Origin of the sequence: Dyadobacter tibetensis Y620-1 (assembly GCF_000566685.1) — a bacterium.
Lineage (GTDB): Bacteria > Bacteroidota > Bacteroidia > Cytophagales > Spirosomataceae > Dyadobacter > Dyadobacter tibetensis.
Genome location: NZ_AZQN01000002.1, coordinates 751,791 through 777,283, shown reverse-complemented (window position 1 = coordinate 777,283; position 25,493 = coordinate 751,791). Strand labels below are relative to the sequence as shown.

At 43.8% G+C, this 25,493-nt stretch carries 25 protein-coding genes; 14 read left to right on the top strand and 11 right to left on the bottom strand.

What is annotated here, in order from left to right; all coding sequences use genetic code 11:
* Positions 1–4: 4 nt before the first annotated feature.
* Complete coding sequence (locus X939_RS0106890) at positions 5–727, bottom strand: head GIN domain-containing protein (RefSeq protein WP_044198748.1); 723 nt, start codon at positions 725–727, stop codon at positions 5–7.
* A 149-nt stretch (positions 728–876) separates the two neighbouring features.
* Between X939_RS0106890 and X939_RS0106885 the strand changes: the two genes are divergently transcribed.
* From X939_RS0106885 to X939_RS0106875, 3 genes are read left to right on the top strand one after another with little or no spacing between them, the layout of a single operon-like run.
* Entirely contained in the window at positions 877–1,560 is a 684-nt protein-coding gene (locus X939_RS0106885; RefSeq protein WP_310588038.1) for an RNA polymerase sigma-70 factor, read from the top strand.
* Positions 1,557–2,591, top strand: coding sequence for a FecR family protein (locus X939_RS0106880; protein ID WP_025762527.1), 1,035 nt, complete (start codon positions 1,557–1,559; stop codon positions 2,589–2,591). The genes X939_RS0106885 and X939_RS0106880 overlap by 4 nt, the downstream gene beginning before the upstream one ends.
* A gap of 42 nt (positions 2,592–2,633) precedes the next feature.
* A complete protein-coding gene (locus tag X939_RS0106875) occupies positions 2,634–4,424 on the top strand; it encodes an STN and carboxypeptidase regulatory-like domain-containing protein (protein ID WP_025762526.1) in 1,791 nt (596 codons plus the stop codon).
* Between the two features lie 64 nt (positions 4,425–4,488).
* On the opposite strand, the gene nadE is transcribed toward X939_RS0106875, so the two are convergent.
* Positions 4,489–6,531, bottom strand: coding sequence for an NAD(+) synthase (gene nadE, locus X939_RS0106870; protein WP_025762525.1), 2,043 nt, complete (start codon positions 6,529–6,531; stop codon positions 4,489–4,491).
* A gap of 167 nt (positions 6,532–6,698) precedes the next feature.
* On the opposite strand from nadE, the gene X939_RS0106860 reads away from it, so the two are divergent.
* The gene (locus tag X939_RS0106860; protein ID WP_025762524.1) at positions 6,699–7,934 is read left to right on the top strand and encodes an ABC transporter permease; all 1,236 of its coding nucleotides are present in this window, start codon (positions 6,699–6,701) and stop codon (positions 7,932–7,934) included.
* A 6-nt stretch (positions 7,935–7,940) separates the two neighbouring features.
* Here the strand turns inward: X939_RS0106860 and X939_RS0106855 are convergent, their stop codons facing one another.
* Positions 7,941–8,969 (bottom strand): LacI family DNA-binding transcriptional regulator, encoded by a 1,029-nt coding sequence (locus X939_RS0106855; protein ID WP_025762523.1) that lies wholly within the window; start codon positions 8,967–8,969, stop codon positions 7,941–7,943.
* Between the two features lie 201 nt (positions 8,970–9,170).
* On the opposite strand from X939_RS0106855, the gene kduI reads away from it, so the two are divergent.
* A complete protein-coding gene (kduI, locus tag X939_RS0106850; protein ID WP_025762522.1) occupies positions 9,171–10,001 on the top strand; it encodes a 5-dehydro-4-deoxy-D-glucuronate isomerase in 831 nt (276 codons plus the stop codon).
* A gap of 187 nt (positions 10,002–10,188) precedes the next feature.
* Positions 10,189–10,581: a hypothetical protein gene (locus tag X939_RS0106845; protein WP_131694642.1), complete on the top strand. Its 393-nt coding sequence runs from the start codon at positions 10,189–10,191 to the stop codon at positions 10,579–10,581.
* An 854-nt stretch (positions 10,582–11,435) separates the two neighbouring features.
* Here X939_RS0106845 and X939_RS0106830 read toward each other — a convergent pair.
* Positions 11,436–12,233: a DeoR/GlpR family DNA-binding transcription regulator gene (locus X939_RS0106830; RefSeq protein ID WP_229236016.1), complete on the bottom strand. Its 798-nt coding sequence runs from the start codon at positions 12,231–12,233 to the stop codon at positions 11,436–11,438.
* A 98-nt stretch (positions 12,234–12,331) separates the two neighbouring features.
* Here X939_RS0106830 and X939_RS0106825 point away from each other — a divergent pair, with 98 nt between their 5' ends.
* Positions 12,332–13,954, top strand: coding sequence for a glycerol-3-phosphate dehydrogenase/oxidase (locus X939_RS0106825; protein WP_229236015.1), 1,623 nt, complete (start codon positions 12,332–12,334; stop codon positions 13,952–13,954).
* Here the strand turns inward: X939_RS0106825 and X939_RS23760 are convergent.
* Complete coding sequence (locus X939_RS23760) at positions 13,935–14,288, bottom strand: type II toxin-antitoxin system HicB family antitoxin (RefSeq protein WP_025762518.1); 354 nt, start codon at positions 14,286–14,288, stop codon at positions 13,935–13,937. The two genes, X939_RS0106825 and X939_RS23760, sit on opposite strands and share 20 nt — an antisense overlap.
* 55 nt (positions 14,289–14,343) lie before the next feature.
* On the opposite strand from X939_RS23760, the gene X939_RS24110 reads away from it, so the two are divergent.
* The 3 genes from X939_RS24110 to X939_RS0106805 all read left to right on the top strand — a co-directional run bounded on the left by X939_RS24110 (position 14,344) and on the right by X939_RS0106805 (position 17,069).
* The gene (locus X939_RS24110; RefSeq protein ID WP_198034370.1) at positions 14,344–14,535 is read left to right on the top strand and encodes an IS66 family transposase; all 192 of its coding nucleotides are present in this window, start codon (positions 14,344–14,346) and stop codon (positions 14,533–14,535) included.
* A 320-nt stretch (positions 14,536–14,855) separates the two neighbouring features.
* On the top strand, positions 14,856–15,599 hold the full coding sequence (locus X939_RS0106810) for a GDSL-type esterase/lipase family protein (RefSeq protein WP_025762517.1): 744 nt from the start codon (positions 14,856–14,858) through the stop codon (positions 15,597–15,599).
* A 126-nt stretch (positions 15,600–15,725) separates the two neighbouring features.
* Complete coding sequence (locus X939_RS0106805; protein WP_025762516.1) at positions 15,726–17,069, top strand: FGGY-family carbohydrate kinase; 1,344 nt, start codon at positions 15,726–15,728, stop codon at positions 17,067–17,069.
* Between the two features lie 3 nt (positions 17,070–17,072).
* Here the strand turns inward: X939_RS0106805 and recG are convergent, their stop codons facing one another.
* The gene (gene recG / locus X939_RS0106800; RefSeq protein ID WP_044198565.1) at positions 17,073–19,169 is read right to left on the bottom strand and encodes an ATP-dependent DNA helicase RecG; all 2,097 of its coding nucleotides are present in this window, start codon (positions 19,167–19,169) and stop codon (positions 17,073–17,075) included.
* 131 nt (positions 19,170–19,300) lie between these two features.
* On the opposite strand from recG, the gene X939_RS0106795 reads away from it, so the two are divergent.
* On the top strand, positions 19,301–19,795 hold the full coding sequence (locus tag X939_RS0106795) for a DUF2911 domain-containing protein (RefSeq protein WP_025762514.1): 495 nt from the start codon (positions 19,301–19,303) through the stop codon (positions 19,793–19,795).
* Between the two features lie 60 nt (positions 19,796–19,855).
* On the opposite strand, the gene X939_RS0106790 is transcribed toward X939_RS0106795, so the two are convergent.
* From X939_RS0106790 to X939_RS0106770, 5 genes are all read right to left on the bottom strand, one after another.
* The gene (locus X939_RS0106790; RefSeq protein WP_044198563.1) at positions 19,856–20,152 is read right to left on the bottom strand and encodes a winged helix-turn-helix domain-containing protein; all 297 of its coding nucleotides are present in this window, start codon (positions 20,150–20,152) and stop codon (positions 19,856–19,858) included.
* Positions 20,152–21,294: a V-type ATP synthase subunit I domain-containing protein gene (locus X939_RS24070; protein ID WP_025762512.1), complete on the bottom strand. Its 1,143-nt coding sequence runs from the start codon at positions 21,292–21,294 to the stop codon at positions 20,152–20,154. The genes X939_RS0106790 and X939_RS24070 overlap by 1 nt, the downstream gene beginning before the upstream one ends.
* Before the next feature lie 76 nt (positions 21,295–21,370).
* Positions 21,371–21,748 carry a diacylglycerol kinase family protein gene (locus X939_RS0106780; protein WP_044198561.1) on the bottom strand — a complete coding sequence of 126 codons (378 nt, stop codon included), beginning with the start codon at positions 21,746–21,748 and terminating at the stop codon, positions 21,371–21,373.
* 501 nt (positions 21,749–22,249) lie between these two features.
* Positions 22,250–23,146, bottom strand: a complete 897-nt coding sequence (locus X939_RS0106775) for an SMP-30/gluconolactonase/LRE family protein (protein ID WP_025762510.1) — start codon at positions 23,144–23,146, stop codon at positions 22,250–22,252.
* A 20-nt stretch (positions 23,147–23,166) separates the two neighbouring features.
* Positions 23,167–23,814 carry a redoxin domain-containing protein gene (locus tag X939_RS0106770; RefSeq protein ID WP_025762509.1) on the bottom strand — a complete coding sequence of 216 codons (648 nt, stop codon included), beginning with the start codon at positions 23,812–23,814 and terminating at the stop codon, positions 23,167–23,169.
* 259 nt (positions 23,815–24,073) lie between these two features.
* On the opposite strand from X939_RS0106770, the gene rplU reads away from it, so the two are divergent.
* The 3 genes from rplU (at position 24,074) to X939_RS0106755 (ending at position 25,448) form a co-directional block, all read left to right on the top strand.
* Positions 24,074–24,385: a 50S ribosomal protein L21 gene (gene rplU / locus X939_RS0106765; RefSeq protein WP_025762508.1), complete on the top strand. Its 312-nt coding sequence runs from the start codon at positions 24,074–24,076 to the stop codon at positions 24,383–24,385.
* Positions 24,386–24,425: 40 nt separating this feature from the next.
* Positions 24,426–24,692 carry a 50S ribosomal protein L27 gene (rpmA, locus tag X939_RS0106760; RefSeq protein ID WP_025762507.1) on the top strand — a complete coding sequence of 89 codons (267 nt, stop codon included), beginning with the start codon at positions 24,426–24,428 and terminating at the stop codon, positions 24,690–24,692.
* 159 nt (positions 24,693–24,851) lie between these two features.
* A complete protein-coding gene (locus X939_RS0106755) occupies positions 24,852–25,448 on the top strand; it encodes a NifU family protein (protein WP_025762506.1) in 597 nt (198 codons plus the stop codon).
* Positions 25,449–25,493: the final 45 nt, after the last annotated feature.

The window sequence follows — 25,493 nt, the reverse complement described above, 5'->3', positions numbered from 1 at the left end:
AAGGCTAGTCTTTTTTAACTTGACTGCCTCCCGACAAGTCTTGGGTAACCTGAGGGGACCCCTTATATTTTACTGTACTCGCCCCACTGGCGCGCACCTTCAGACGATCGTAAACCCATACCTTGGCAGTGCTGGCGCCAGAGAGCTCTAGAATAGCCTCATCTACAGGATAGTTTTTCGAGTCAAGTTCCGAGGCGCCGGATAATTGGCCCTCTAACCGATCGCCTATCCCCTGCATTTCTAGTCTTGAAGCTCCATTGAGATCGAATGAAAGATTTTTGGTGCGGCCTGAAAACGCCGCCACTGACGCACCAGAAAGTCTGATGTCCAGTCCATATAGATGGTCAAATCCCTGTATGTCCCCTTTTACAGCCCCAGTAAAATCAACTGAAACTATCTCAGGAATCGTAATGAATACCGATACAGTCTCCCGAAGGTCAAACCAGTTCTTTTTATAGTCTACCAGGAGCTTATCGTTCTCTACTCTGATATTCAAATCATCCAGATCCTTTTGCTTTCCCCTGGCCTCCACATTCCGGGTAGGGCCTTGTCGAATATATATTTTTAGAGCATCAGAAGCACTCACCTGATTAAAGTTATTTACATTCCAAATTTGAGTATTGATGGGGCCGCGAGGACCCACTCCATCGGGATCGATGTATATACAGGATTGAAAGCAAAAAGTAAAGAAGAGCAATAGTGCTGCGGAAAGATTGTAATTTTTCATGGCTAATAGATTATACTTTTTTCGGAACTTACATTTTGTCCTTGCCTTTCTGACAACCCAAAAAGCCTTGGCCCCTATTTTCGAGAAAATATTTTTTTTAATAGGGGGAAAGTTCCCTTGGGTTGTCATCCTTAAAACCGACAGAAGAAGTGACCGTAACAAATAGTGCCCAATCGGAAGCCTTTAACCTGGGGGATTTTATAAATTTGACCCATCAACAAGGCAAAATTAAAGTGGAACCCACTGATCTGGAAACGGTGCAGGCTATCAGGAGAGGCGAAGAGGCTGCTTTCGAGCGTACTTTTCGTACCTATTATGAACGACTGTGCCAATATGCGGGCTCTATGCTCAAGGATGAAGCGGATGCAGAGGAAGTGGTACAAACCGTTTTTCTTAATATTTGGGAAAAACGTGAAGTCCTGGAAATAACCCTGTCATTAAAATCATACTTGTATCGAGCGGTGCATAATTACTGTTTAAATCGGTTTAAACACGAGGCCATTAAAAAGACCCATCAGGAGTACAGCAGGCATTTTCTGAGTGGGCATTCTGAATCTGTGGCGGAAGCCATACAGGCGCAGGAATTGCAGGAAAGAATAGATGCGGCCATTGAGAAACTTCCGGAACAATGTGGAATTGCCTTTCGTATGAGTCGGTTTGAGGAACTTAAGTATCAGGAAATTGCCAGTCGTCTGGGTATCTCCATTAAAACAGTGGAAAACCAGATTGGTAAGGCACTTAAAATACTTCGTCTGGAGTTAGCCGATTATTTGCCTTTGATGATGTGGTATGTGTATTTTTTGTGTGAACGGGTAAATGAATTAAGCATATGAGCAAATCTAATGAACAGCTCTCCGACGAGCTTCTGGCTCGCTACATCGCTCATTCGGCTACGGGAGAGGAGAAAGAAATAGTAGAAAACTGGCTGAGCCAGTTTCCAGAAAGAAAGCAAGAGCTCGAACAGGTTAAGCTGATTTGGAAGCATTCGGCGGCAATTGGTAAAAGCAAGGGGAAGGGGAGTAAGGTAGATAGGGCATGGATCCAGATGCAGGAAAAAATGCAGAAAAACGCTCAGGATGCCGACCAACCTGACGGTTCATCACAGGGAACGGCGGGGTTGAGGAATGGCTCCGGTCGGAAATGGTATCCCTTTATGGCGCTGGTGTTGGGCGTTGCCGCAGCCCTGATCATGATATTTCGGTTTAATTATGACCAATCTCAGGAGCCTGTTAAAATGCTTCGTTTGGCTACTGCCAATTCCTCCAAAATAGTTGAGCTACCCGATGGTAGCCAGGTTTTTCTGAATCATCACTCCAGCCTGGACTATCCTGAGGAATGGACGGAAGGGTTTAGAACGGTCAGCCTAAAGGGGGAGGCTTTCTTCGAGGTAGCATCAGACTCTAGCAGACCCTTTATCATTCAGACGGGTGAAGGGGAGATAAAAGTGTTGGGGACTTCTTTTAACGTACGGGCCCAAGAGGCGACTCCATTGAGGGTCGATGTGGTATCGGGTAAGGTTCAGCTTAAGACTTCCTCGACAAAAAAAGTACTCATCAAAGGGCAGGGGGCAGAAGTCCATGCAGATACCATTCAAAGCCTGGTAGCGAATGCCAATATGATAAGCTACAAAACACAGATCTATGACTTCAATGCCTCCCAGTTAGGTGAGGTGGTCGAGCAAATACGAAATGGATATCATGCCGATGTGAGACTCGCAAAATCGCAGCTTTCCAATTGCCGTCTTACCCTTCGGTTAGAAAAAGAACCTCTTGATACCACCTTGGCCGTCATTGCCGAAACACTCCAGCTGTCCCTTCGAAAAGAAGGCGAAACTTACTGGCTGGAAGGTCCAGGATGTAGGTAGCCAGGCCTGTTGCCTCAAATTAATTGCTTAGGAAAATTGAAAATGAAATCTTTAACTCTTTTAATAAACCTCCTGGGGCTGTGGGTGCTGTGTCATTTGGCGACACCTGCTTGGGCTCAGGGAGTATTGGACTCACGTATTTCATTTAGGAGTACTCAGGAGCCTGTTGATCAGGTTCTGGCCAAAATTGAGCAGTTGGGTGGGTTTTCGTTCTCATATAGTCCCGATGCTATCGACGTAAGGCGACGAATTACCATTACGGTAGAAAACCAAAGGGTTGCCGAAGTTCTGGATAGGATTTTTCTTCAGGAAGTGCAATATAAAGTGCGCCGACGGTATGTAATACTGCAAAAAAAAACGGAGAGCGTAAAATCCAAGCCGGTAGACTTTAATTACAGTGGATATATACTCGATGGTTCCACGGGAGAAAAGCTTGCCGAAGCCAGTATTTATGAGTCAAACACCCTTATTTCTACTATTAGCAATAAGTTTGGCTATTATAAATTACGCTTACCACTGGTTAGTTCCGGCTTGCAATTAGAGATCCGCAAGGAAGATTATATAGCCGTTTCTGTGCCCATTATGGAAAAACAGGACACCTATAAATCCATCCGGTTGCAACCCGATACACTTAAACCTCTGATAGGCCTTCCTCCGAAACTCACGGAGAGAAATGACAGTTTAAATCTGAAGGTCCAAGTTCCTCAATACGAGCCTGTAGCGAGCAATACCCCGGGACAGGGAATAGAACCAGTAATAGGTCGTACTCAAAAGATGATTCAAAATACCTATCGACAGGTACAAGGTCATTTTGTGACAGTATTTGCCTCTGCTCAACAACATGTGCATACCCGGAATATTGCCGATACTCTATACCGTCCATTTCAGGCTTCAATACTTCCCTTTTTGGGTACCAACCACCGCCTTAGCGGCAATATTGTTAACGATTTTTCCTTCAATCTTTTGGCTGGATATTCACTTGGGGTCAACAAACTCGAGATTGGCTGGGGTATCAACGCCGTTCGTGGCAATGTGACAGGATTTCAACTGGCCGGTTTGAGCAATTTAGTAGGCCACGACGTAGTCGGATTTCAATATGCAAATGCTTTGAATATTACGGTGGGCAATTTTAACGGTTTTCAAGGGTCGAATCTTCTCAATTATACGGGAAAAGACTTCCGAGGCTTTCAGGTTGCTGGAGTGGGCAACGTGATAGTGGGTAACTTATATGGGCATCAGATTTCCACGGTTTATAACTTTGCTAATACCGTACGCTCAGGAAGACAGATAGGGATTGTCAATTATGCCGATTCGTCTTCAACAGTACCCATAGGTCTGTTCAGCTGGGTGCATAGAAATGGCTACCGCCGTTATGAGATAGCTTCCGATGAATTCAATTATTTCAATACCAGTTTTAAAACAGGGATGAGTCGGTTTTATAATATTTTTACTTTGGGCTTTAACGGACTTCAAAATGATCGGCCACTGGGAAGTATCGGTTATGGCGTGGGAACGGCCCGCCTATTTGGGAGAGGATGGGGGGTAAATCTAGACTTTACGGGAAATCTGGTCTGGTTGGCAGATCCATTATATCTCGACTCCTTTGGGGGGTTATTTAGAGCTCAGTTAGGATTGGAAAAAAGATTGGGGAAAAGATTAGCACTTTCTGCAGGTCCCTCGATTAATATTTTTGTCAGCGATCACGCCGGAATTTTTTCAGAAAGCATGAAGGGCGTAAGACCCATATGGTTAGGAGGGAAACCTGGGGACGGATCTCATGAGCAGTCGTGGCTAGGATTTGTAGCAGCGCTACGATTCTGTAATCCCCGATAGGTTTTGGTGCAGAACGGGCAGATGTCCGGGCCGAATGTCATAAGTTTCCGGCCCGGCATTTTTATTAAAAACCAATTCGTTTACTTGGAGTCATGTTTTTTCCTGTTGCATAGGCCCGCAGCGCTTCTAATTCCTGTTCAAATCCTCCCGAAAGAATGGGGAATCTGCACCAGGATCGTGGATCGAGGTTGTAATCGTCCAAATGAAAGGAGGGGGCATAACGCTCGCGTTTCCATTGATTGCGGCTCCATAGCCTAAAAAAGCGTTCCGTCCATTGGAGTATTTGTTCCTTACTATATCGGTCCTGATAGGCCGCTACTAAATGTTGGAAGGAAGCCATAGGGGATTTTTTCTCATAGATAGCTAATCGCTCCAAATGGTTTAAAAAGTCATAGGGCATCAGGTCCACCTCATCGGTTTGCTTCTGGTCCTGAGGCCGTAGCTCAGCAGTGGGTTGAAGCAAGTTTACATTTTTTAGCCCTTCAATACGGATATGCTTACCTTTAACCTCGCAACCAGTCGTTTCCAACCAGCGTAGCCAATGCCGTAGGTAATGTTTGTCTATCCCCGCCAGGGGGCTTATGCTTCCCGCAGTATCTCCGTCCATGGTAGCATAGCCTACGGCGACTTCGGAGCGGTTAGATGTGGCCAATAACAGGTGATTATACAGATTAGTGAGAAGCCATACCCCTGGAGCCCGCACCCGGGCCTGAATATTCTGTAGAGCAATGTCGTCCCGATCCCAGGTGAGGGTACGGTCAATCTGCTCTTCTATCAACCCCTTATAACTTTCTACGAGGCCATTGATATTTATTTGATAAAACTTGGATCCGATAGATTCTGCTAAGGTCCTGGCCGATTCCAAGGTGTCCACCGAACTGTTCTCTGTTCCCTGGTAGATATTATGAATGAGGACTCGGGCAAGTTCTTCCTCTGTATTGGCTTCAGAAATGGCCTGGATATAACTTAGCTTATCTTTGAGTCGTTTGAAACCAATACTTTCCTCAGCAAGCCGTATCATGAGGCCGCAAAGTGCAGCACATGCCGAAGAGTCAGCACCTCCCGATAGGGATATAGTGAAGCCGTTCGACCGACTTTTGCGCAGATAATCGAAGAGACCTAGGCAGACCGCCCGTGCAAACTCCTCCTCTTTTAAGGCTCCTCCTTTTTCAAAGGCCTCCAGCATTGGTATCTGCGGCCCTACGGGTGCTATATCGGGGAAATCGTAGGGGGCTCTTACCAGCCATTTTTCATTATTGGAAAGCTCTACCCGATTTTGTAATTGGTTAAGGCGGGTAAGGTCCGTGTCGATTACCGCAGTGGTTAACAGATGGTTTTCGTAGCTAAAACGTGGGCTGGATACCAGCAGCTCACCATTCGATGCGATCATTGCATCTCCATCATAAATGGCTCGCCCCGTTTCATTTCCTAAGAGATTGGTATAAATATAGCTGCAACCATATGCCCTGGAGCCGTCGATTACCAGCCTTTCCCGTACTAAAAATTTATTAAAGGCAAAATGACTTGCACTGGGATTCAAAATGATGTCTACCCCTTTCTCATAATGGCTTTTTCCTGGACGGTTGGCCACCCAAGCGTCCTCGCATATTTCGAAGGCTAGCCTTACTCCGGCCCCAACCCGGTCCTGAAGCTCAAATACGAGGTCGCCTATGGGATACTGCATTTCCTGTACCCTGATGGTGCTGACTAAGCCTTTGGGCCAAGCATGAAACCATCGTTCTTCATAATGTATTCCGTTATTAGCAAGATTTTGTTTACAGTAAAATCCGATGATCTGCCGGTTGGCGATGAGGCAGGCAGCATTGTAGAGCCGGTTGTTCTGACGGACGGGCAAGCCTACCGATACCACCATTCCACTAGTAGCCCTAACGATGTCCTGGAGGCAACTTAAGGCCTGTTCCGCCAGTTCAGGAGCAAAAAAATAATCTTCGCATCCATATCCTGTGATGCATAACTCAGGAAGACATAGCACACTAACATCTTGCTCCCGGGCTTGTTCTATCACTTCGAGTATGTTTTTTCTGTTATTTTTCCAGTCCATGGCGGTTTGGTTAACTACCCCCGCGGCGACTTTAATTAATGGCATAGGCTTGTTTGGTATAATGTATCCTCAGCAGACAGGCTGCTAAAGGTTCAATTTTAATCAAAAAAAATAGAACGAACATCAGGATTCCTGCGAATCACAATGAAATTAGCGTTCTTTCAAATGAATTTGACTTATTTTTGCCTTAGTACCATTAAATTCCGATTCTTTTGCAATTTCCATCGTTCATCGCCAAACGTATACGTAATAATGAAGCAGGCTCGTTTTCTGCTACAGTGTCCCGAATAGGGGTGGCGAGCATTGCCATTGGCGTGGCCGTAGGCATACTCGCATTCGCCATACTTTTGGGCTTTAAGCAAACTATCCAGCAGAAGGTGTTTCTTTTTGGCGCCCATATCAATGTTAGCGCATATATACTTGGAAATACCTACGAAGAAGGTCCCCTCTCAACCAATAATGCTGTTGCCCGTGAACTACCGAATATCCCTCAGGTTGCTCATTGGCAGGTCGTGGCTCATAAATCAGGGATTTTGAAGACCAAAGAGGAAATTAAAGGGGTGGTGCTGAAGGGGGTGGGGGACGATTATAACTGGGATATGATTGAACAAACCTTGGTAAGTGGCAGATTGCCCGGTAAAAAAGACTCCTCCTCACTCAAGTATGGATATTCTTCTGAAATATTAGTGAGCAAAAAAATTGCCTCGCAACTCTTACTAAAGGCCGGAGATGGGGTGATCATGTATACCTTGCAAAATCCTCCCCGCCCCAGAAAACTTACGGTGGCTGGCATTTATGACACCCAGATGGAGGAGTTTGATAATACCCTTATTATAGGCGATTTGGCATTGGTTCAAAGACTGAATAACTGGGGCAGCGATTCAATTGGAACCTATGAAATATATCTGAAAAATTTCGCCGATCTGGACCTTGTCGCTGCTCGGTTAAGGGAAGTTGTCCCGAGCGGGGTGTACCTCTCCCGGGTAACCGACTCTTTCAGACCATTATTTGACTGGCTGGTACTGCTGGATAGGAATACAGCTGTTTTCCTAAGCCTAATTCTTTTTGTCGCTTGCTTTAACATGGTCTCGATATTGCTGGTGATGATCATGGAACGAACACCACTTATTGGCCTGCTGAAAACCTTAGGAAGCCCTAACCGGCAAATTCGCCGAGTTTTTTTTAGAGTGGGACTCTTTATGGTCCAAAAGGGTCTGCTTATAGGCAACGGAGTCGGGTTGTTTTTATGCTGGCTTCAGTACGAATTTCATCTCATCCCGCTGGATCCGGTTAATTATTATATGAATACAGTTCCCATTGTCTTCGACTGGTCGACTTTCTTGGTGATCAATGTCGTCACTATCATTGTCGCTTCCCTTATCCTGCTTATACCTACTTTAATTATCACCAGGATACAACCCATAAAAGCATTGCTGTTCAAAAAATAATCCGGGTTAAATATAGGAGGCTGACGATCTGCGAACTTGTAAATCTGATGGGAGGGAAATGTGTTGAAAACCTTTTATCTGGTCCGGTGATTCAATAAGTTGAATGAGCAATTCAGTGGCTCTCTTGCCCATGCCAGCAGCAGGTTGTACCACGGCTGTTAGGGGAGGGTCCAAGAGTCCGGCAACGGGCATATTGGTGAAGCCTACGATGGCAATTTCTTCGGGTATCCGTATATTGTTTTTGTGAAGATGTTCCAAGCATCCCATCGTCAACCTGTCGCTGGCGGCCAGGATGCCATCTGGAGGATGGGGTAAGCTTAAAAGATCTCTAATCGTCTGTTCGTTTTCCTGGGCGACAGCTCCCCCGTAATGGCAGAATTTTATCAAATTTTCGTCATATGGTATATCATGATCGATTAATGCTCTCCGATACCCTTCCAATCGCTCTGTAGTAATAGATAAATATCGGGGGCTCGTTAAATGGGCGATGCGTTTTTTGCCATTTATTAACAGATGCTTCGTGGCATTATAACTAGATTGGTAATTGTCGGAAGTTATGGTATGAACCTTCTCACTGGCGGGTACTCTGTCAAAAAAAACAAATGGCATCCCTTTTTCAATAAGTGAATGAAAGGGGTGAAGGTCTGTTGTGAGGCTGGAAAGTGATACCAACATCCCATCAACCCTTCTGCTAGCTAAATATTTCAGATTGGCAACCTCGCGCTCGTAGGATTCATGACTCTGAAAAATTACGACATGATAACCCTGTTCGTAGGCGACTTCTTCTACGCCATTAATCAGTTGGGAGAAGAAGGAATTAGCAATTTCTGGAAGAATTACCCCTATGGCTTTACTCTTGTTTTCCCTGAGGCTTACTGCCATTGGATTAGGGCTGTAGTTCATTTGACGGGCATATTCCAATACCATCTTCTTCGTTTCCAAATTCATTTCGGAACTGTCTCTTAAAGCTCTGGAGACGGTCGAAGTAGATAGGTTAAGTGCCTTAGCAATATCTTTGATGGTGATGGATTCCACGGTGTTTTTCCCCCTTTTAGTATGATCGAAATCTAATTTACGACGATATAGAAGAGAAATGAAACAATTACTGAGTTTTAGCATCCGAAAATGGCTCCATGTCGATTTCGTACATACATGTTGGCATTCATCCCGGATGAGGGTCGACTTAATTAATTCTCGTCTATGTATGTAGTCTTCAAACCTTAAATAAAATTTCTTATGCAATCTAGATATGAAAATAGCCCACGGGAAGTGTCTTCGATGGATGCCGGTACCCTGCGTGCTAACTTTTTGATAGATTCACTTTTTCAGGAAGATCGTATTCAATGGGTGTACTCGCATTACGACCGGATGATGATTGGAGGAGCAATTTCTGTTAAGGAAGCATTGGTTTTAACTACCTATGATGGGCTAAAGTCAGATTATTTTCTGGAAAGACGGGAGCTAGGAGCCATCAATATCGGTGGGCCAGGTAAGGTTACAGTAGATCAACAATCTTGGATAGTGCCCACAAGAGGCTGTATTTATTTGGGTATGGGGACACAAAGTGTTAGCCTCGAAAGTTTAGATTCTGAAAATCCTGCCACTTTTTATATGCTTTCGGCTCCCGCGCATGCTCCGCATCCTAACCGCATGATTTCCAAAGAAGAGGCTGCGCCAATGACTGTCGGGGGGGCAGAGACTTCTAATCATAGAACCATTTATAAGTATATTCATAACGAGGGAATTCAAAGCTGCCAGTTAGTTATGGGACTTACAGATTTGAGTACGGGAAGTGTGTGGAATACAATGCCATCGCATGTTCATGATAGGCGGATGGAGGTATATTGTTACTTTAACATACCTGATGGACAGCGGGTTTTGCATCTGATGGGTGAGCCTGAGGAAACAAGGCATATCTGGGTAGCAAATCGTCAGGCGCTTATCTCCCCTCCATGGTCTATTCATTCGGGTTGCGGTACTTCCAATTATTCTTTTATCTGGGGAATGGCCGGAGAGAACAAAGATTATACGGATATGGATATGATAGCCATTCCAGATTTACGTTAAGATCCGTATGATGCCTATTATTGATGCCCAGGTTTTTAGAGGAATACCTAAATAACCAGTGAATAAAATGCGTAATGGGTTGATATTAAGATTATAAAAGTTATGCATGTGGAAATATTACTACATATATTGCTATAATTCTGCCGAAAGCTTACTTTTGTATTCCATCATAAGAGATGAACACACATTGGAAACAATACGACCATGGATAATTTTTGGCTTGTTTGGGCTCATGCTGATTAAGGCATGTCTTATTCCTTTGTTGTATCTGGACTATGAAATTCGCTACGATTATATTGTAGTAAACCTCTGCGAGAATCGGGATAGGCCGCAGCTGGATTGTAAGGGCAAATGTTATCTGGCCAAGCGAGTCGCTCAGGCTCAAAAGCAGGAGCAAAAGCAGGCCGAACAAGGTTATATGTCCAAGCTGCTTCTCCAGCCAATGCTTATTCATTCGACACAGCTTCCTAGGCTTATCCCGGCAAATTCCCGTATTACAAAGGTTTTATTTAATTACCTATCTCCTGCTATAAAGTCTGTTTCATTACGGACCGTTTTCCATCCTCCACTCCTGGGGTGATGTGCCCTCCACTAGGATAGTTGTCCGACGTACTTACATTAATTTCCCCTGTTTTTCTTAATCGTTCATGGGGTAGTAGTGCTGTCATTTCTATCCAAAATAACACTGATATTTTCGACCTAAAATCAGCCATTTCTGTTTTGTTAGATGAATGTAGGAACACATCCTGCTTAGCCATTTCTCTAGGCTCCAAAGCTTCTTTACGCTATATGCATAGTTCGCTAAGAATCTCATAAAAATATACCTATAACATTGAGGCAGTATTACTTAGAAAGTAGTCCTAAGGGTCGATTTAAAAATATAGAATCCGGTATTACGCTATGACACGGCAATTCTCGATTCAAAAAAATTCATATGCAATGGGTTGCGTATTGAATATGGTAAACCTGTAATATATAAAGAAGTTGGGCCTATGTCCGGCTTCTTTTTTTTGTAATGCATGCCTTTTCGAGCCATTAATTTTACGCATCTAAAAGATGGCCTAGGATTTTGAAATGGTATCACCATTATTGTTTCAACCGGCCTTATTATTATTATTATTATTATGGTACCGACCCTGTTCTCTCTTTCCTGTCAAAATCAAATATATATTGAAGACAATAAGGATAGGAAAAGGATTGATATGGCTAGTCAAGCGGATTCTTATCATAGTATTGAGCCTAATGCTCAATATGATATAGTAACAGAATATTTTTCCACTTGGAATATTTATTAACCCTCCTTTGCTGGGGGTTATGCCGGATATTCATATGAATAGTCCGGTACTTCCAAATGAAGCATTATATTGGGTAGGTAATAGGCGTATTCGATTAATGGGAAAGGGCGGCTCGACAAGGGAATTTATATTTTAATATTTAAACTAGCGTAAGTTCAACGCCCTGATTTTCTATTGACTGGCTAATATTGGTACCGATCCCATGATCGGTTATAATATGGTTCACCTCCGAAAGTGGACAGATTTTGCCGAAACTGCGTTTGCCAAATTTTGATGAGTCGGCCAGTACAATTGTATCCTGTACCGCTCGCATCATCGCTCTGTTAAGTTGAGCTTCCATCATATTGGAAGTTGTACAACCCTGATCCAGGTCGATGCCATCTACCCCCATAAATAGCTTTGTGCAACTAAACTGTGCGAGCTGATCTTCGGCAAATGCTCCAATGGCCGATACCGAGGATTTCCTTACGATACCCCCCAATTGTACTATCTCCAGATTTGGTTTCTCAATAAGTGCCATGCAAACATTCATTGCGGAAGTTAGCACCGTCAACTGCATGTCTGTTGGTATGGCCTCGGCAAGTTTCAGTACTGTTGTACCTGAAGCAATAATGATTGCCTCTCCCGGGACCAGCAGGCTGGCGGCAAATTGCCCTATCCGACCCTTTTCATCGACTAAGATATTACCCTTTTCCTTTACATCTCGATCGGCCGTATAGGGATTTTGCAGGCTGATGCTTCCATGAGAACGGAATAACATGTTTTTGTCACTTAAGACCTTCAGGTCTTTTCGTATTGTTACGGCAGATACGTTCAATTCGGTGCACAGGTCGGCCACCCGGATATATCCTTCCTGGCGGAGCCGGTCTAAAATATATTGGTGGCGCTGTGCCATGGAGTCTATTTGCATATTTATTCGGGGATTCTCTGCAAACATAAGTGTAAATGAAAGTAAATGCAACTTTCTGCTACGAGATATTCGCTAAAATGATTTCGAAACTTGCAAATGAAATAAAAAGAAACCATATTTGTAATATGGAAGATATTAATTCGAAAGTGGACGAGGAGGTTAACGTGGTGACAAGGACGGAAATGCTCCGGCAATTGGACAGTTTGCAGGAGTGGGATGTGATTGTGATAGGAGGGGGAGCCACCGGTCTGGGAATCGCCATGGATGCCGCAAGCCGAAGATACCGGACCCTACTCGTCGAACAGGCAGATTTTGCCAAGGGTACATCAAGTAAAGCCACCAAGCTGGTTCACGGGGGCGTGCGCTACATGGCGCAGGGCGATCTGGGGCTGGTTCGGGAGGCATGTTATGAAAGAGGATTGTTATTGAAAAATGCCCCTCATATTACTAAAAACGAGCTTTTTGTCATTCCAAACTATACTTGGTTGGATCATATAAAATATACAATAGGTCTTAAATTTTATGATTTTTTAGCAGGACGTCTTAGTCTTGGTACTTCGAAATACATCAGCAAACAGGAAACCCTGGAGGCCCTTCCGACAATTAAGTCGGAGGGGTTGAAAGGGGGCGTTACTTACCATGACGGACAGTTTGATGATGCCCGTTTGGCACTGAATATTGCCCAGACCGCCATAGAACATGGAGCTTGTGTGCTCAATTATATGAAGGTGACAGGTTTTATTAAAAGTAATAACCAGAAAGTAGTTGGAGTAGAAATGAAAGATGTCGAAACCAATCGGATTTTCAGGGCTATGGGAAAGACAATTATTAATGCAACGGGTGTATATGTGGACTCCATCATTCAGATGGATCGCCCGGAAGCCTCCAATATGATCAGACCTAGTAAAGGAGTGCATATTACCATAGATCGATCCTTCCTGCCAGGAGAGCATGCGCTGATGATACCCCAAACATCAGATGGAAGAGTGCTTTTTGCCGTACCTTGGCACAACAAATTAATTGTAGGAACCACCGATACCCTCTATGACAAGGCGGAATTAGAGCCTGAAGCAGTGGAAGACGATATTGCATTTATTCTCGAAACTGCGGGTGCATATCTGACCCGCAAACCCAGGCGGTCCGATGTAGAAGCTGTTTTTGCAGGATTGCGCCCACTGGCAGCACCAAGAGGAGAAGGAGCAAAAACTAAGGAGATTTCCCGTAGTCATAAAATTATGGTAGCGAAGTCTGGGCTTATCACCATTACCGGCGGCAAATGGACGACATTTCGAAAAATGGCACAGGATACCCTCCAAAAAGCCATAGAAGTCGGTAGTATTCATTCTTCCAAATGCATTACTGCCCGTTTGCCCATTCATGGCTTTCAAGAGTCTGTCGATCGCCAAAATCCTTTACATTTTTATGGGTCAGATTTGGAGAAACTGAATCAATTAATAATGGCAAACCCCGAATGGGCTGAGCCGTTAGTGGAAGGCTATCCCTTTAATCGTGCTCAGGTCGTGTGGGCAGTACGCTTTGAGTACGCCAGAAAAGTTGAGGATGTTTTGGCTCGGCGCTTTCGTTTACTTCTTTTAAATGCCTCGGCCGCTATTGCGGTAGCACCTGAAATCGCCAGAATCATGGCTCAGGAACTGGGAAGAGATAGTTGGTGGGTACAGAAGGAGCTTGACGACTTTAGAGCCCTGGCCCAAGCTTATAGGGGTAATCCTATTCTAGAAACGGCTTAATAAAGATAAGATTATTACAGACTTCAGCAAATACATCCTCCCCTGATCGATAGTGGATCGAGGCAGTTTTCTGATGCTGAAAACGTCCGAACACGCACCATTTGTGTTGTTTCGGACGTTTTTTATGATTTATAACAATTTCGCTCAGGGAAGTATGGCCAGCACTGGATTCTGTCCCTGTCCGGATCCATAAGTCTATTACTATCCGGATATTTTCCGGTGCTTCTTCTTCTGTATCTCCATGTGCCATACAACCAGATAACTGAAATACCTGGGCAATAAATGCATGGTCTTGTTGACTGAAAGAGGTTATGATTTTATACTCTTTTCCCATTTGTTAGTTTGGTTAACAGCATGATTCTCATATAAGCCTAGACAACGAAGTCCGATTGGGATTACAAGCTGTCTTTAGCTACGAACCTGGAAGGGGCGGCAAGTATCCCACCACGATGCTCCAAAACTTCAATGGTTGTTTGCAAACCGACGGTTACACCGGATTCGAGAGCTTGGCCCACAGGAATGAAATTATCCATCTGGCTTGCTGGGCACAGGTCCGAAAAAACCGCTGCGGCGGACCGTAAAAATCTTGTCGAGAACCAAATTTGCCAATTCGCACTAGGTCGGAAGAAGCGAATCGTCATACCGTATTTATTCGCAGGTTCTCACGAAGGTGCAAGGTGTGCCGCGGGAATATACACATCGCTACTGGCGGCTCCTGAACCTCGTATCTCTCCTTTCTATATATACCATATAGGTACCCATATTGCTTTAAGTCACTGATTTTTTACAGATTACCAGCTAAATACGGAAGCTCTGCTGCAATTTTTGGCAAAAAATAAAGATTTTAGGTTAAAAATAGGCTAATTGCTACTTCATTATTAGTAGTAATAAATTTTTTTCCATGAAATCTAAGTTATTGTTGTTTCGAACTTATTCCAGAGTCTTTGTTTTACTAGGATTAGTAGCGGTTGCCGGAAGTTGCCAAAAACCAAATTACACCAGTATTGCCGAACCATGGACACCCGACTATGCCGTAGATCGTTCCGAAAAATCCATTCAAGCCTTTGAAGCACAGGACGCCAAGGATATGCCGGCACCTGGGGGGATCGTACTCACCGGAAGTTCTTCTTTTACCATGTGGAAGTCGGCAGCGGAAGATCTTGCCCCTTTGCCAATTATCAATCGTGGCTTTGGGGGATCGACCTTTCCTGAGGTAATTCATTATGCGGACCGGACTATTTTCAAGTATGATCCCAAAACTGTAGTGATCTACTGTGAAAACGATATGTTTGGAAGCAAGCCTAAAACACCCGAACAGGTCCGAGACGAGTATGTGAAATTGACCAAACTCATCCACCAAAAGGCCCCTAAGGCTCATATTTATGGGATATCCTTAAAGCCTTCTCCATCCAGATGGCATAAGCGAGAGGAAACCCAGAAGGCAAATCAGTTAATTCAGGACTTTATTGCTAAAGACAAGCATCATGAGTATATTGATATTTGGGATGTTATGTTAAAAGATGGCCGTCCAGACGGTTCCATATTCTTACGTGACAGCCTGCATATGAATGCTTCAGGATATGAGAGATGGATCAAGGTGATTAAGCCGGTTTTAGAAAAAGCTCCATATACGGCCAGGCAATAGACTATTTCCTGAAAGTTAACAGATCTGACTAAAAAAATAGACTAAGGGTAAGTCTTGTAAACTAAAGTCACTATATTAACAGAAAAATAAGTTTTAGCAATTACTGGTGAATAGCGAAGTCATATAATGAAAGTAACAGCCGTTTTTGATATTGGTCGTACCAATAAAAAGTATGTTCTTTTTGATGAGAACTATAATATCGTAGAGGAATTTTCGGAAAATCTACCAGAAACCGTTGATGAGGATGGGTTTCCTACGGAGAACATCGAACTACTCACCAAATGGGTTAAAGATCACTGGGCGGCGCTTTTGTCCAATGAGAAGTATGATGTCAAGGCGGTAAACGTGGCTGCCTATGGGGCCAGTTTGGTTCATTTGGATGCCAATAACAAGGTGCTAACCCCGTTATATTCCTATTTGAAGCCTTTTCCGCCCGCATTGCTAAACCAGTTTTATAGCACACATGGTGACCCGACGCGCATTGCGCTTCAAACAGGGTCGCCGGCCCTAGGGATGCTCAATTCTGGTATGCAGCTGTACTGGTTAAAATATACGCAGCCTGAGGTTTATAAAAACATTGCTACCACCCTGCATCTACCACAATATATTCTCTATCTTCTGACGAACCGTAAGGTAAGTGACTATACCTCCATGGGTTGTCATACCGGACTATGGAGTTTCGAAATGTGGGATTATCACGACTGGGTGAAATCGGAAGGGATCCATAAGAAGTTAGCCCCCTTATTGGCCTCATCATCATTTATTTATCGACACGACGATAAGGGAATTCAATCTGGATTTGGGATGCACGATAGCTCCGCCGCTTTAGTGCCTTACCGGATGGCTATGAAGCAGCCATTTGTATTGTTGTCTACTGGTACCTGGTGTATATCTTTCAATTCGTTCTCGTCCAAGCCTCTCACTTTTGATCAGCTCGAACGCGATTGCATGAACTTTCTAACGCCAGAAGGTAGCGGTGTAACGGCTTCTCGCCTTTTTATGGGAAGGGAGCACGATTATCAAACGGCACGTATTGCTGCATACTTCCGAGTGAAACCTGATTTCTATAAGTCTGTTACCTTGGATGAAGAAATCCTGAAAATGGATACCCCTCCATTCTATAGTGCCTGTATGACCGGGAATGGTCCGGAACCAGCGGCCAATACGCAGGAATGGCAGATTTCAGCATTTTCTTCAGCCGAATCGGCTTATCATCATTTAATGGTTGGTTTGGTAGGTCTGCTTCATAAGTCGCTGAATCTGATTGCGGTTAATGAAGTAAGTTCAATATTTGTGGATGGAGGGTTTGCTAAAAACCAGCTTTTTACCAAACTCGTTGCCCGCACTTTTCCTAACCACAAGGTTTATGCATCCGAGTTGCCCTATGCCACCTCCCTAGGAGCGGCCTTGCATGTGACTCGTCCCGAACGCTATGAATTTAAAGATGCAATAAAGGCTATAGAGCCTTAAAACTTAGCTAATTCTGCTCCAGTTCGATTCCTCTTTGCCAAGATTTTCCAGATGGAGGCGAATTGCACTGTTTTCGGGCTGGAGCAGGTCTTGATCACTTTCTAAAATGGCTTCCGCAGTGATCCGGGCTTCTTTTAATATGGCGCCATCTTGAGCTAGATTCGCTACCAACAAATCTGTAACTCCACTTTGCTGGGTGCCCGATAGGTCGCCCGGGCCTCGGAGTTGGAGATCTACTTCCGATATTTCAAAACCGTCATTCGTTCGGCACATGGTCTCGATTCGCAGTCTGGTATCAGCGCTAATTTTATAACTGGTCATCAATATGCAATAGGATTGGTCTGCACCTCTTCCTACACGGCCTCGTAGCTGGTGAAGCTGGGAAAGCCCAAATCGCTCCGCATTCTCAATAATCATTACAGAGGCATTCGGGACGTTGACGCCCACTTCAATTACCGTGGTGGCAACCATAATTTTGGTCTCCCGGTTTACAAAGCGCTGCATCTCGTAATCCTTATCTTTTGCCTTCATTTTTCCGTGGAGGATACTTAAAGGAACCCCGGGAAAAGACCGCGCCACACTTTCGTAACCGTCCATGAGGTCCTTTAAGTCCAGCTTCTCCGACTCTTCTATTAAGGGGTAAACCATATAGATTTGTCGTCCTTTGGCGATTTCATCTTTTACGAAACCAAAGACACTGGAACGGTGTGCATCGTAACGGTGTACCGTCTGTATGGGTTTCCGACCTGCTGGCAATTCGTCTATGGCCGAAATATCGAGGTCTCCGTAAAGGGTCATTGCCAAAGTCCGCGGAATAGGGGTGGCTGTCATAACGAGCATATGCGGATTGATGCGTTTGTTTTTCGCCCAGAGCTTGGCCCGCTGGGCCACTCCAAAGCGATGTTGCTCATCAATGATACATAAGCCCAGATTTCTGAATTGTACAATATCTTCAATTAAAGCATGTGTTCCAACTATGATTTGCATTTCTCCACCAAGGAGTTGGGCATGGATTCTTTCCCTTTCTTTTTTGCGTGTAGACCCCGTTAATTTACCAATATTCACACCGAGTGGTTCGGCAAATTTGCGAAGTCCCTGATAGTGCTGGTCTGCAAGGATTTCGGTTGGAGCCATTAAACAGGCCTGGGCATCGTTATCCAGGGCAAATAGCATACTAATGAAGGCAACGATGGTTTTGCCAGAGCCAACATCTCCTTGTAATAGCCGGTTCATTTGTTTTCCGGTCAAAAGATCACTGTGAATTTCTTTGAGCACCCGCGTTTGAGCTCCCGTCAGCTCGAAGGGAATATGCTCCTTGTAGAATCTATGAACCAAATCCGTTTTTTTGAATACCAGTCCGGGAAACTCCGTTTTGTGTAGCAGCTTATTTTTTATCAACCGAAACTGATTGTAGAAAAGCTCCTCAAATTTTAAACGTCGCTGTGCCTGTCTTAGCCAGGCAGCATTCTGAGGGTTATGAAACTGCCATAAAGCATCTCTTTTGCCAATGAGACGGTATTTCTCCATGACATATTCAGGTAAGGTTTCCTTAATATTGGGCCAGGCCATTTCCAGGAGCTGCTGTATGACTTTGCCAATCACCTTGCTGTCTATATTTTTTCTCCGGAGCTTTTCGGTTAGGGGGTAAATGGGCTGCCAGTAACCACCCGCCGTATTTTCTGGAGTGGCCAGATCCATTTCCGGGTGTGTAATACTCCAGCGACCTCCAAAGAACGCAGGCTTTCCATAAATAATGTACTCTCCATTAGGCCGGAGATATTTTTCAAAATAACTAATCCCCTGAAACCAAACCAGTTCCATGCTGCCGGTACTGTCGGAAAAGGTAGCTACCAGCCTTTTTTTACTACCTTCTCCCACAAGATGCCAGTCCCGTAACCTTCCCTTGATATGCACATTTGGAATGCGCTCGTCTATGTCTCTTATCTGCTGAAAAGTGGTGCGATCCTCATGACGGAACGGATAATGTTGTAATAAATCGCGAAAAGTGAATATGTTCAATTCTTTATTTAACAAGGCCGCACGTTGAGGGCCAATACCTTTGAGAAATTCTATTTTGGTGTCAAAAAAATTCAAGTTCACTCCGTTTGATGGTTTAGCGATTGATTCAAAATTACAAATTTTGAATCAATACTCCTTTATTACAACTTTCTGCCCGCAGTCAGCGTTACATGCATAATTAATAATCACCCAAACCAATTTAACAACTTTCTATGAAGACCTCATTTTTAGCATTATTGATGACCATCGTTGCTTTTTCATTAGCAACCGCACAGAGCAGCCCTCGGGTAACGGCCGACGGCAAGAATGTCAGTGTAGCCTATGGGCAGCCATCACAAAAGGGCCGTGTTTTATTTGGGCCAGAAGGGCTGGAGAAATATGATAAAGTATGGCGGACCGGTGCTAATAAATCAACAGAAATTACCTTTAAGAAGGATGGTAAATTCGCCGGAAAAAGTGTTAAGGCGGGTACTTATTCCTTGTTTACCATTCCTGGAGAAAAGGAATGGACTGTCATTTTGAATAGCGTATTAGGCCAATCGGGTGCTTTTGAATATGAAAAAAACAAATCTAGCGACGTGCTTTCTGTGAAAGTTCCAGCCAAGAAATACGATACCACTCAGGAAAAATTGACTTTTACCGTTCAGGACAAATCTCTTGACTTCCAGTGGGGGCAGGATGGGTTCTCTGTTCCTTTAAAATTCTAAGGATTACAAATCTCTCAAAAAAGCACTGTCATTGGTTGGCGGTGCTTTTTTGTTTTTAATCTATATATTTTGTCTGATCATCTTCTCCAAAACTAAGAGATGGTCCGTAAAGGCCTTATGGCCTCGTTCTGTGGCGGAATAGGTAGTGAGCGGCTTACGACCTAAAAACTGTTTCTGTACTGAAATGTACTCTAACTCTTCCAGGGCTCTTAAATGTGAAGCGAGGTTACCATCGGTTAGTTGTAAGAGTTCTTTAAGTTCATTGAAGCTCATGGCATCGTTGACCACCAGTACGGACATGATACCAAGGCGAACCTTACTCTCGAATACCTTATTAAATTTTTCTAACCATTCCATTATTTGGGGTCCTTTTGGGTAGCCTCGTATTGGCTTTGGTGGGCTTTCTGAATGCTAAGGGCGTCACGATTACGGATCCATACTGCTTGGTCGCGTTGATTGTTGGCTCTCATATTGAGAAGGGTAGCCCCTACACCGGTGCCCAAGGATACCCAAATGAATTTTTTCCAGTTGTCCCGATTATTACTAAAGAGGGAAACCACGGTTCCGGCCGAGCCGGCCAGGGTTAAAGCAAGACCAATATTTCTATTTCTCCTCGAACGAAAATACATATCCAGTCCCTGAGGAGAAATAGAGAATTCCTTCATCAGCGCTTTATGCCCCGTATAGAGCTTTTTCTGTTTTACAAAACTATTATTACCCTGCATATATATAGCATTTTCGTCGTACCAGCGAATGGGATTGTCGGCCGGAGGGTGGGTGGTGATGGATTGCCCCACGGCAAACCCGGCAGAAAGTATCAGAGCGATGGTTAAAGCATGCTTGTTGCCATTCGAACGGGTCCTTTCCAGGTCATACTTATTATGCATAGCGAGCCCATATATAATATGAAGTAATCCGAATCCAACCGACCAGAGCACAACCGCATAGCTGGTCATAAAAAGGGCTAGGCAGCCAATTATGATCTCGGAAACTCCCAGATAGAATACTTCAGAATAGGTAAAGCGAGAGGCTGTCACCAAGGCTAGACCGTAGAAAATAAGGCTGGTCGGGAATATCAGCCAAATGAGTCCGTAATAGAGCATGGCTATGCAAAAGATGCCTCCGGTGAGAAGTGGAACCATCATGGCGCGTAGTAGGCGTCGTGAGCTTCCGTTCCATACCTTTAGCCCGCGCTTACGTGCCTTCCTAATCGTAAGAATAATTCCAAAGGTTAAAGAGAAAGCTAAAACGAGTAGGCCGTCAAGAAAAAGGAATAGGATGATTTGACTTCGGCCCGTTTTATTGCTGAGCCCGGTTGGGGTAAGTATTTCGGCTAGCCAGTCAGTTTTGAAATGAATATAGGCAATTGCAGCGCCCATGAGCGCAAAAATGCCGGCAAATACTCCGCTTAATCCACTTAGGGATAGGAATTTGGAGGATTTTTCCATCAGTTCCCTAATCTCATTTAGGGTATGTAGGGACTCCTGCTCTGTTGACATATGGTATATAATTGAAAAAAATATATAGTTAAGTCGCCTCTTTATAACTTTGGCTCAGGTTTTTTGTGGGTCTGAACTAAGGGAATAATTCCATGAATTTTGGTACAAAAATGATGAGTCCGGTGATTACTGCAGCTGCTGCCATGATTAGAACCCCTGCTGCGGCTAAATCCTTTACCTGTTTGATAGCCGGATGGTACTGGGGCGAAACCACATCTGCTAATTTTTCCAGGGATGTGTTAAACGCTTCCGCCATCCATACCAGCCCTATTACCAGAATGATCATTATCCACTCTTGGGAGGATATATGGGTATAGAACCCCAATGTGACTACCACTGCCGCTGCAAACAAATGGATTTTTGCATTATTTTCATTGGCAAACAGACTCACGATGCCCATGGCGGCATATTTAAAACTTCGGAGGGCCTTTGGAATATCGATAGTACGACTCATGACTTTTAGTTTGGCTAGGTTGTTAAATGCAAAATACGATCTGACTGAATCATGTAGAAAAAGTATCTTGCCAGTATCTGAAGGAAACCTTCGCCATAACCTTAGTGCTGAAAGAATATAAGTATGAATGTGCGCTGTAGGTAGGTTCAGAAGAAAATATCGAATTCATATGATTAGAGATCAAATACCTGAATATGGTGTTTTAAATTACGCTCCCTTCTGCATTAACCTAAGGCATCCGAAACCCTAGGTATGCATCTAGCAATCGGATCACAGTAAATTTTGAAAATTTATAAGCATATGAACCAGAGTAATAGATAATATAATGCTTATTCATAATTTTCGCAAAGCGCTTAGGCCTAGTAGTGAATACCTCGGTCCAAAATAAAGTACTTTGCAAAGCAAAGTAAAGAAACAAAAATGAAATATATCCCATATGAGGGAATATATTTATGAGGTGAATCTTAGCTCCTCAGGGACGGTGTTTGTTAGGGTTCCGAATTATTTGGACTGGAAGTCTTTCATCATAGCCCACTCTCTCCCAGGGTGTTTTACTTTAAAGCGTTCCAGGTTGCCATGGTCCTGGAGGGTGATATAAGCGGTCTTGCCTTTTTTGCCACCAAAACAAATATTGGAAACCTTTTTGCCAATGGTAAGGATGTTTCCAATCTGTACGCCCGCTGGAGAGATAATTGCAACCTGTCCGAGACCATGACGCGTTACGTATAAATTGCCCATAATATCACAGCGCATTCCGTCCATACCTCCGTCATTAAATTCGTAGAAAAGCCGTTTATTGGATAAGTCTCCATTTTGATTCCGGTCGAAAACCCAGATCTTTCGCTGCACACTTTCGTTTACATATAGCTTCGATTCGTCAGGGCTTACCTCAATTCCATTAGTGGTTCCCATATCGGGGGCGGCGATACGCGTCTCTCCCTGAGGGGTAATATGCCAGACCCTTCCAGTATTTTCTTTCCAATTGGGGTCGGAACAATACACATGCCCGGATTTGGTCACCGCCAAATCGTTGGGCTGATACATGGTTGAGTCATGGGCCCATACTTGCACTTCCTGAGTATTTACATCGGCCTTTAAAAGATTATGGCCTGTAAAATCCGCGATCAGAAAGGTGTTTTTATCGATAAATCGGATTCCGTTACCGGTACTACCTTTGGGTAGGGTGATGAAGAAGCTCGTTTTTCCTTTTTTACTGATTTTGGCGACGGTGCCATCCCGTGCAAAATTAACGGCGTATACATTTCCTTTGGCATCTACAGCCGGCCCTTCGCAATTATTGGTAAATTCCCCGCCCGCTGTAAAGGGTCGGGTTTGTGCATGAGCAATGAAGGTAGTGGTCAACAGATACAATAAGATACTGAAGTGGGGGAGGTGCATATACTTTTAACTTTGAGGGTTTAGAATCGAATCCGACAGCCTTCTGCCTGGGTGCTGGTAGTAATGACAGGCTTACCTTCCAAAAGGTTGGACACAGCTTCCATAACATAGGACCGATTGACTGCCAAAGCATCCTGGGTGTTGTCGTCTATCAGGCCAATATATTTTACCTCAAATTGGTTGCCTACTCTCTGAAGCACATACGCGGTTGGTATACGCGTAGGGCCAAATATTTTGGTTACCGATTGGTTGCTGTCAATACCGTATAAAAAATTATAATTTTTGGAGGCAATCCTCGATTTTATCCTTTCCAAACCATCGTCCTGGTGCGTATTGGGATTACTGGGATTAATTGCCAAAACGGGGTAGCCCAATTTTCCAAACTTATTTTCCAAAGCCATCTGGCGGTCCTCGTAAGATCGGGAAAAGGGGCAGTGCATGCTTGTGAAAATCACTATAATTCCTTTTTTGCCAGAGAAATTTTGCAAACTTATCGTTTTACCGTCGGCACCGTTCAGGTTAAAGTTAGCTACTTTGTCTCCGATCTGATAGCCTGCCGACTGAGCCGGTAGGTACATGGGGTAGTGGCCATGACCCAGGTGCATTGTGAACGCCAAGGAACCTAGGGTTAACAATATTATAATGAATAGTAAACGATAGGTTTTCATATGATGTCGATCGATCTTGTACGTACAGGACGCATTTTATTACTAAGGTAACGAAACATAATGTTAAGGCCTGTTAACAGACCTTTAATAATTATTGATAACCTCTTCTGGGAATTTTTAAAACGCGTTAATACTACATTATTTTTGTCAGCATAAAAATTTTATAATCAAATTCTTCGTTAAAAAGGCAAGAGCTCTTGCAAATATGTTTGTTAATCAGTAGCTTTGCACCTCATTTTGAATACTAATATATATTATAATGTACGCAATCGTAGAAATCGCAGGTCAGCAATTTAAAGTTGAAAAGGGTCGCGCTATCTTCACGCACAGGCTTGAAGGAGACGTGAACGCTGAACTTGTATTTGACAAAGTCCTTCTTGTTGATACTGAAGGCACAGTACAAATTGGTCTTCCTACTGTAGCAGGTGCTTCAGTAAAAGCAACTGTACTTGAGCACCTTAAAGGTGACAAAGTAATCGTCTTCAAGAAGAAGAGACGTAAGGGTTACAGAGTTAAGAATGGTCACCGTCAGTACTTGACTAAGATCAGCATTGACGAGATCGTAGCTTAATTCAATTTTATTAGAACATTACATTAAAAGTTAAGATATCATGGCACATAAGAAAGGTGTAGGTAGCTCTAGAAACGGCCGGGAGTCAGAAAGTAAGCGTCTTGGCGTTAAAATATTTGGTGGTCAGATTGCTCAGGCTGGGAACATTATTGTTCGTCAGCGTGGCACGAAGCACAATCCAGGTGAAAATGTAGGTATTGGTCGTGATCATACTTTGTTTGCATTAGTACCGGGTAAAATTGTTTTTCGTAAAAAGCGTGACAACCGCTCATACGTAAGCGTTGAGCCTATCGCTGCTGAGGCATAAGCCTGAAACAAGATATTAAAAACGTCCATCGGCTAACTGATGGGCGTTTTTTTGTTTTAGTTCCTCAAATAATTCGCCCAAGCAAAACCAAAAACCGGAATGCTCTGTTATGGTAACGGAGCTTTTATTCAAGCGTCATTATTTTAAAAAATACCGAAAATGTTATCTCGCCCTATATTTGTATATACCGAATTGAGTCCGAATCCCAATTCCATGAAGTTTGTTTTGAACTTTGAACTGGTGCCTGATGGTCTTTCTTTCGATTACCCTTCATTGGAATCAGCCGTGGAACCTGGAAAAGTGTCGCCACTGGCGGCCGATTTATTCCAATTTCCTCATGTGAAACGGGTATTTATAGCCAGTAATTTTATTACCATTACCAAAGATGACAGTCAGGCTTGGGAGGAGGTATTGCGAGATACCAAACAGTTTATAAAGATATACTTCGAGGAGAATCATCCAGTTTTCGAACGGGAAACTATCGATAGCAACACTTTAATTGTGGATGCCAGTGATTCCGATTCTGTTCAGAAGATAAAGGCTGCTTTAGATCAGTATGTACGCCCTGCGGTAGAGTCGGATGGAGGGGCGATCAATTTCCACTCTTTCGATGAGCAAACTGGAGTAGTGAAAGTATTGCTTCAGGGATCATGCAGTGGTTGTCCATCCTCAGCTCTCACTCTTAAGGCGGGTATCGAAAACCTGCTTACCCGGATGGTTCCCGATGTTAAAGAAGTTGTCGCAGAGGGGGTATAACCTTTGTGAAACAATAAAATTCTAACCCTGTCAGTACTGGCAGGG

Excerpts from the sequence above, each read along its gene's own strand:
- rpmA (WP_025762507.1), top strand. The coding sequence starts at position 24,426 with ATGGCACATAAGAAAGGTGTAGGTAGCTCTAGAAACGGCCGGGAGTCA.
- X939_RS0106810 (WP_025762517.1), top strand. The coding sequence starts at position 14,856 with ATGAAATCTAAGTTATTGTTGTTTCGAACTTATTCCAGAGTCTTTGTT.
- X939_RS0106805 (WP_025762516.1), top strand. The coding sequence starts at position 15,726 with ATGAAAGTAACAGCCGTTTTTGATATTGGTCGTACCAATAAAAAGTAT.
- X939_RS0106775 (WP_025762510.1), bottom strand. The coding sequence starts at position 23,146 with ATGCACCTCCCCCACTTCAGTATCTTATTGTATCTGTTGACCACTACC.
- X939_RS0106755 (WP_025762506.1), top strand. The coding sequence starts at position 24,852 with ATGTTATCTCGCCCTATATTTGTATATACCGAATTGAGTCCGAATCCC.
- X939_RS0106880 (WP_025762527.1), top strand. The coding sequence starts at position 1,557 with ATGAGCAAATCTAATGAACAGCTCTCCGACGAGCTTCTGGCTCGCTAC.
- X939_RS0106770 (WP_025762509.1), bottom strand. The coding sequence starts at position 23,814 with ATGAAAACCTATCGTTTACTATTCATTATAATATTGTTAACCCTAGGT.
- X939_RS23760 (WP_025762518.1), bottom strand. The coding sequence starts at position 14,288 with ATGGGAAAAGAGTATAAAATCATAACCTCTTTCAGTCAACAAGACCAT.
- X939_RS0106875 (WP_025762526.1), top strand. The coding sequence starts at position 2,634 with ATGAAATCTTTAACTCTTTTAATAAACCTCCTGGGGCTGTGGGTGCTG.
- X939_RS0106825 (WP_229236015.1), top strand. The coding sequence starts at position 12,332 with ATGGAAGATATTAATTCGAAAGTGGACGAGGAGGTTAACGTGGTGACA.
- X939_RS0106780 (WP_044198561.1), bottom strand. The coding sequence starts at position 21,748 with ATGAGTCGTACTATCGATATTCCAAAGGCCCTCCGAAGTTTTAAATAT.
- X939_RS0106795 (WP_025762514.1), top strand. The coding sequence starts at position 19,301 with ATGAAGACCTCATTTTTAGCATTATTGATGACCATCGTTGCTTTTTCA.
- X939_RS0106790 (WP_044198563.1), bottom strand. The coding sequence starts at position 20,152 with ATGGAATGGTTAGAAAAATTTAATAAGGTATTCGAGAGTAAGGTTCGC.
- X939_RS24070 (WP_025762512.1), bottom strand. The coding sequence starts at position 21,294 with ATGTCAACAGAGCAGGAGTCCCTACATACCCTAAATGAGATTAGGGAA.
- rplU (WP_025762508.1), top strand. The coding sequence starts at position 24,074 with ATGTACGCAATCGTAGAAATCGCAGGTCAGCAATTTAAAGTTGAAAAG.
- X939_RS0106830 (WP_229236016.1), bottom strand. The coding sequence starts at position 12,233 with ATGTTTGCAGAGAATCCCCGAATAAATATGCAAATAGACTCCATGGCA.
- kduI (WP_025762522.1), top strand. The coding sequence starts at position 9,171 with ATGCAATCTAGATATGAAAATAGCCCACGGGAAGTGTCTTCGATGGAT.
- X939_RS0106890 (WP_044198748.1), bottom strand. The coding sequence starts at position 727 with ATGAAAAATTACAATCTTTCCGCAGCACTATTGCTCTTCTTTACTTTT.
- nadE (WP_025762525.1), bottom strand. The coding sequence starts at position 6,531 with ATGCCATTAATTAAAGTCGCCGCGGGGGTAGTTAACCAAACCGCCATG.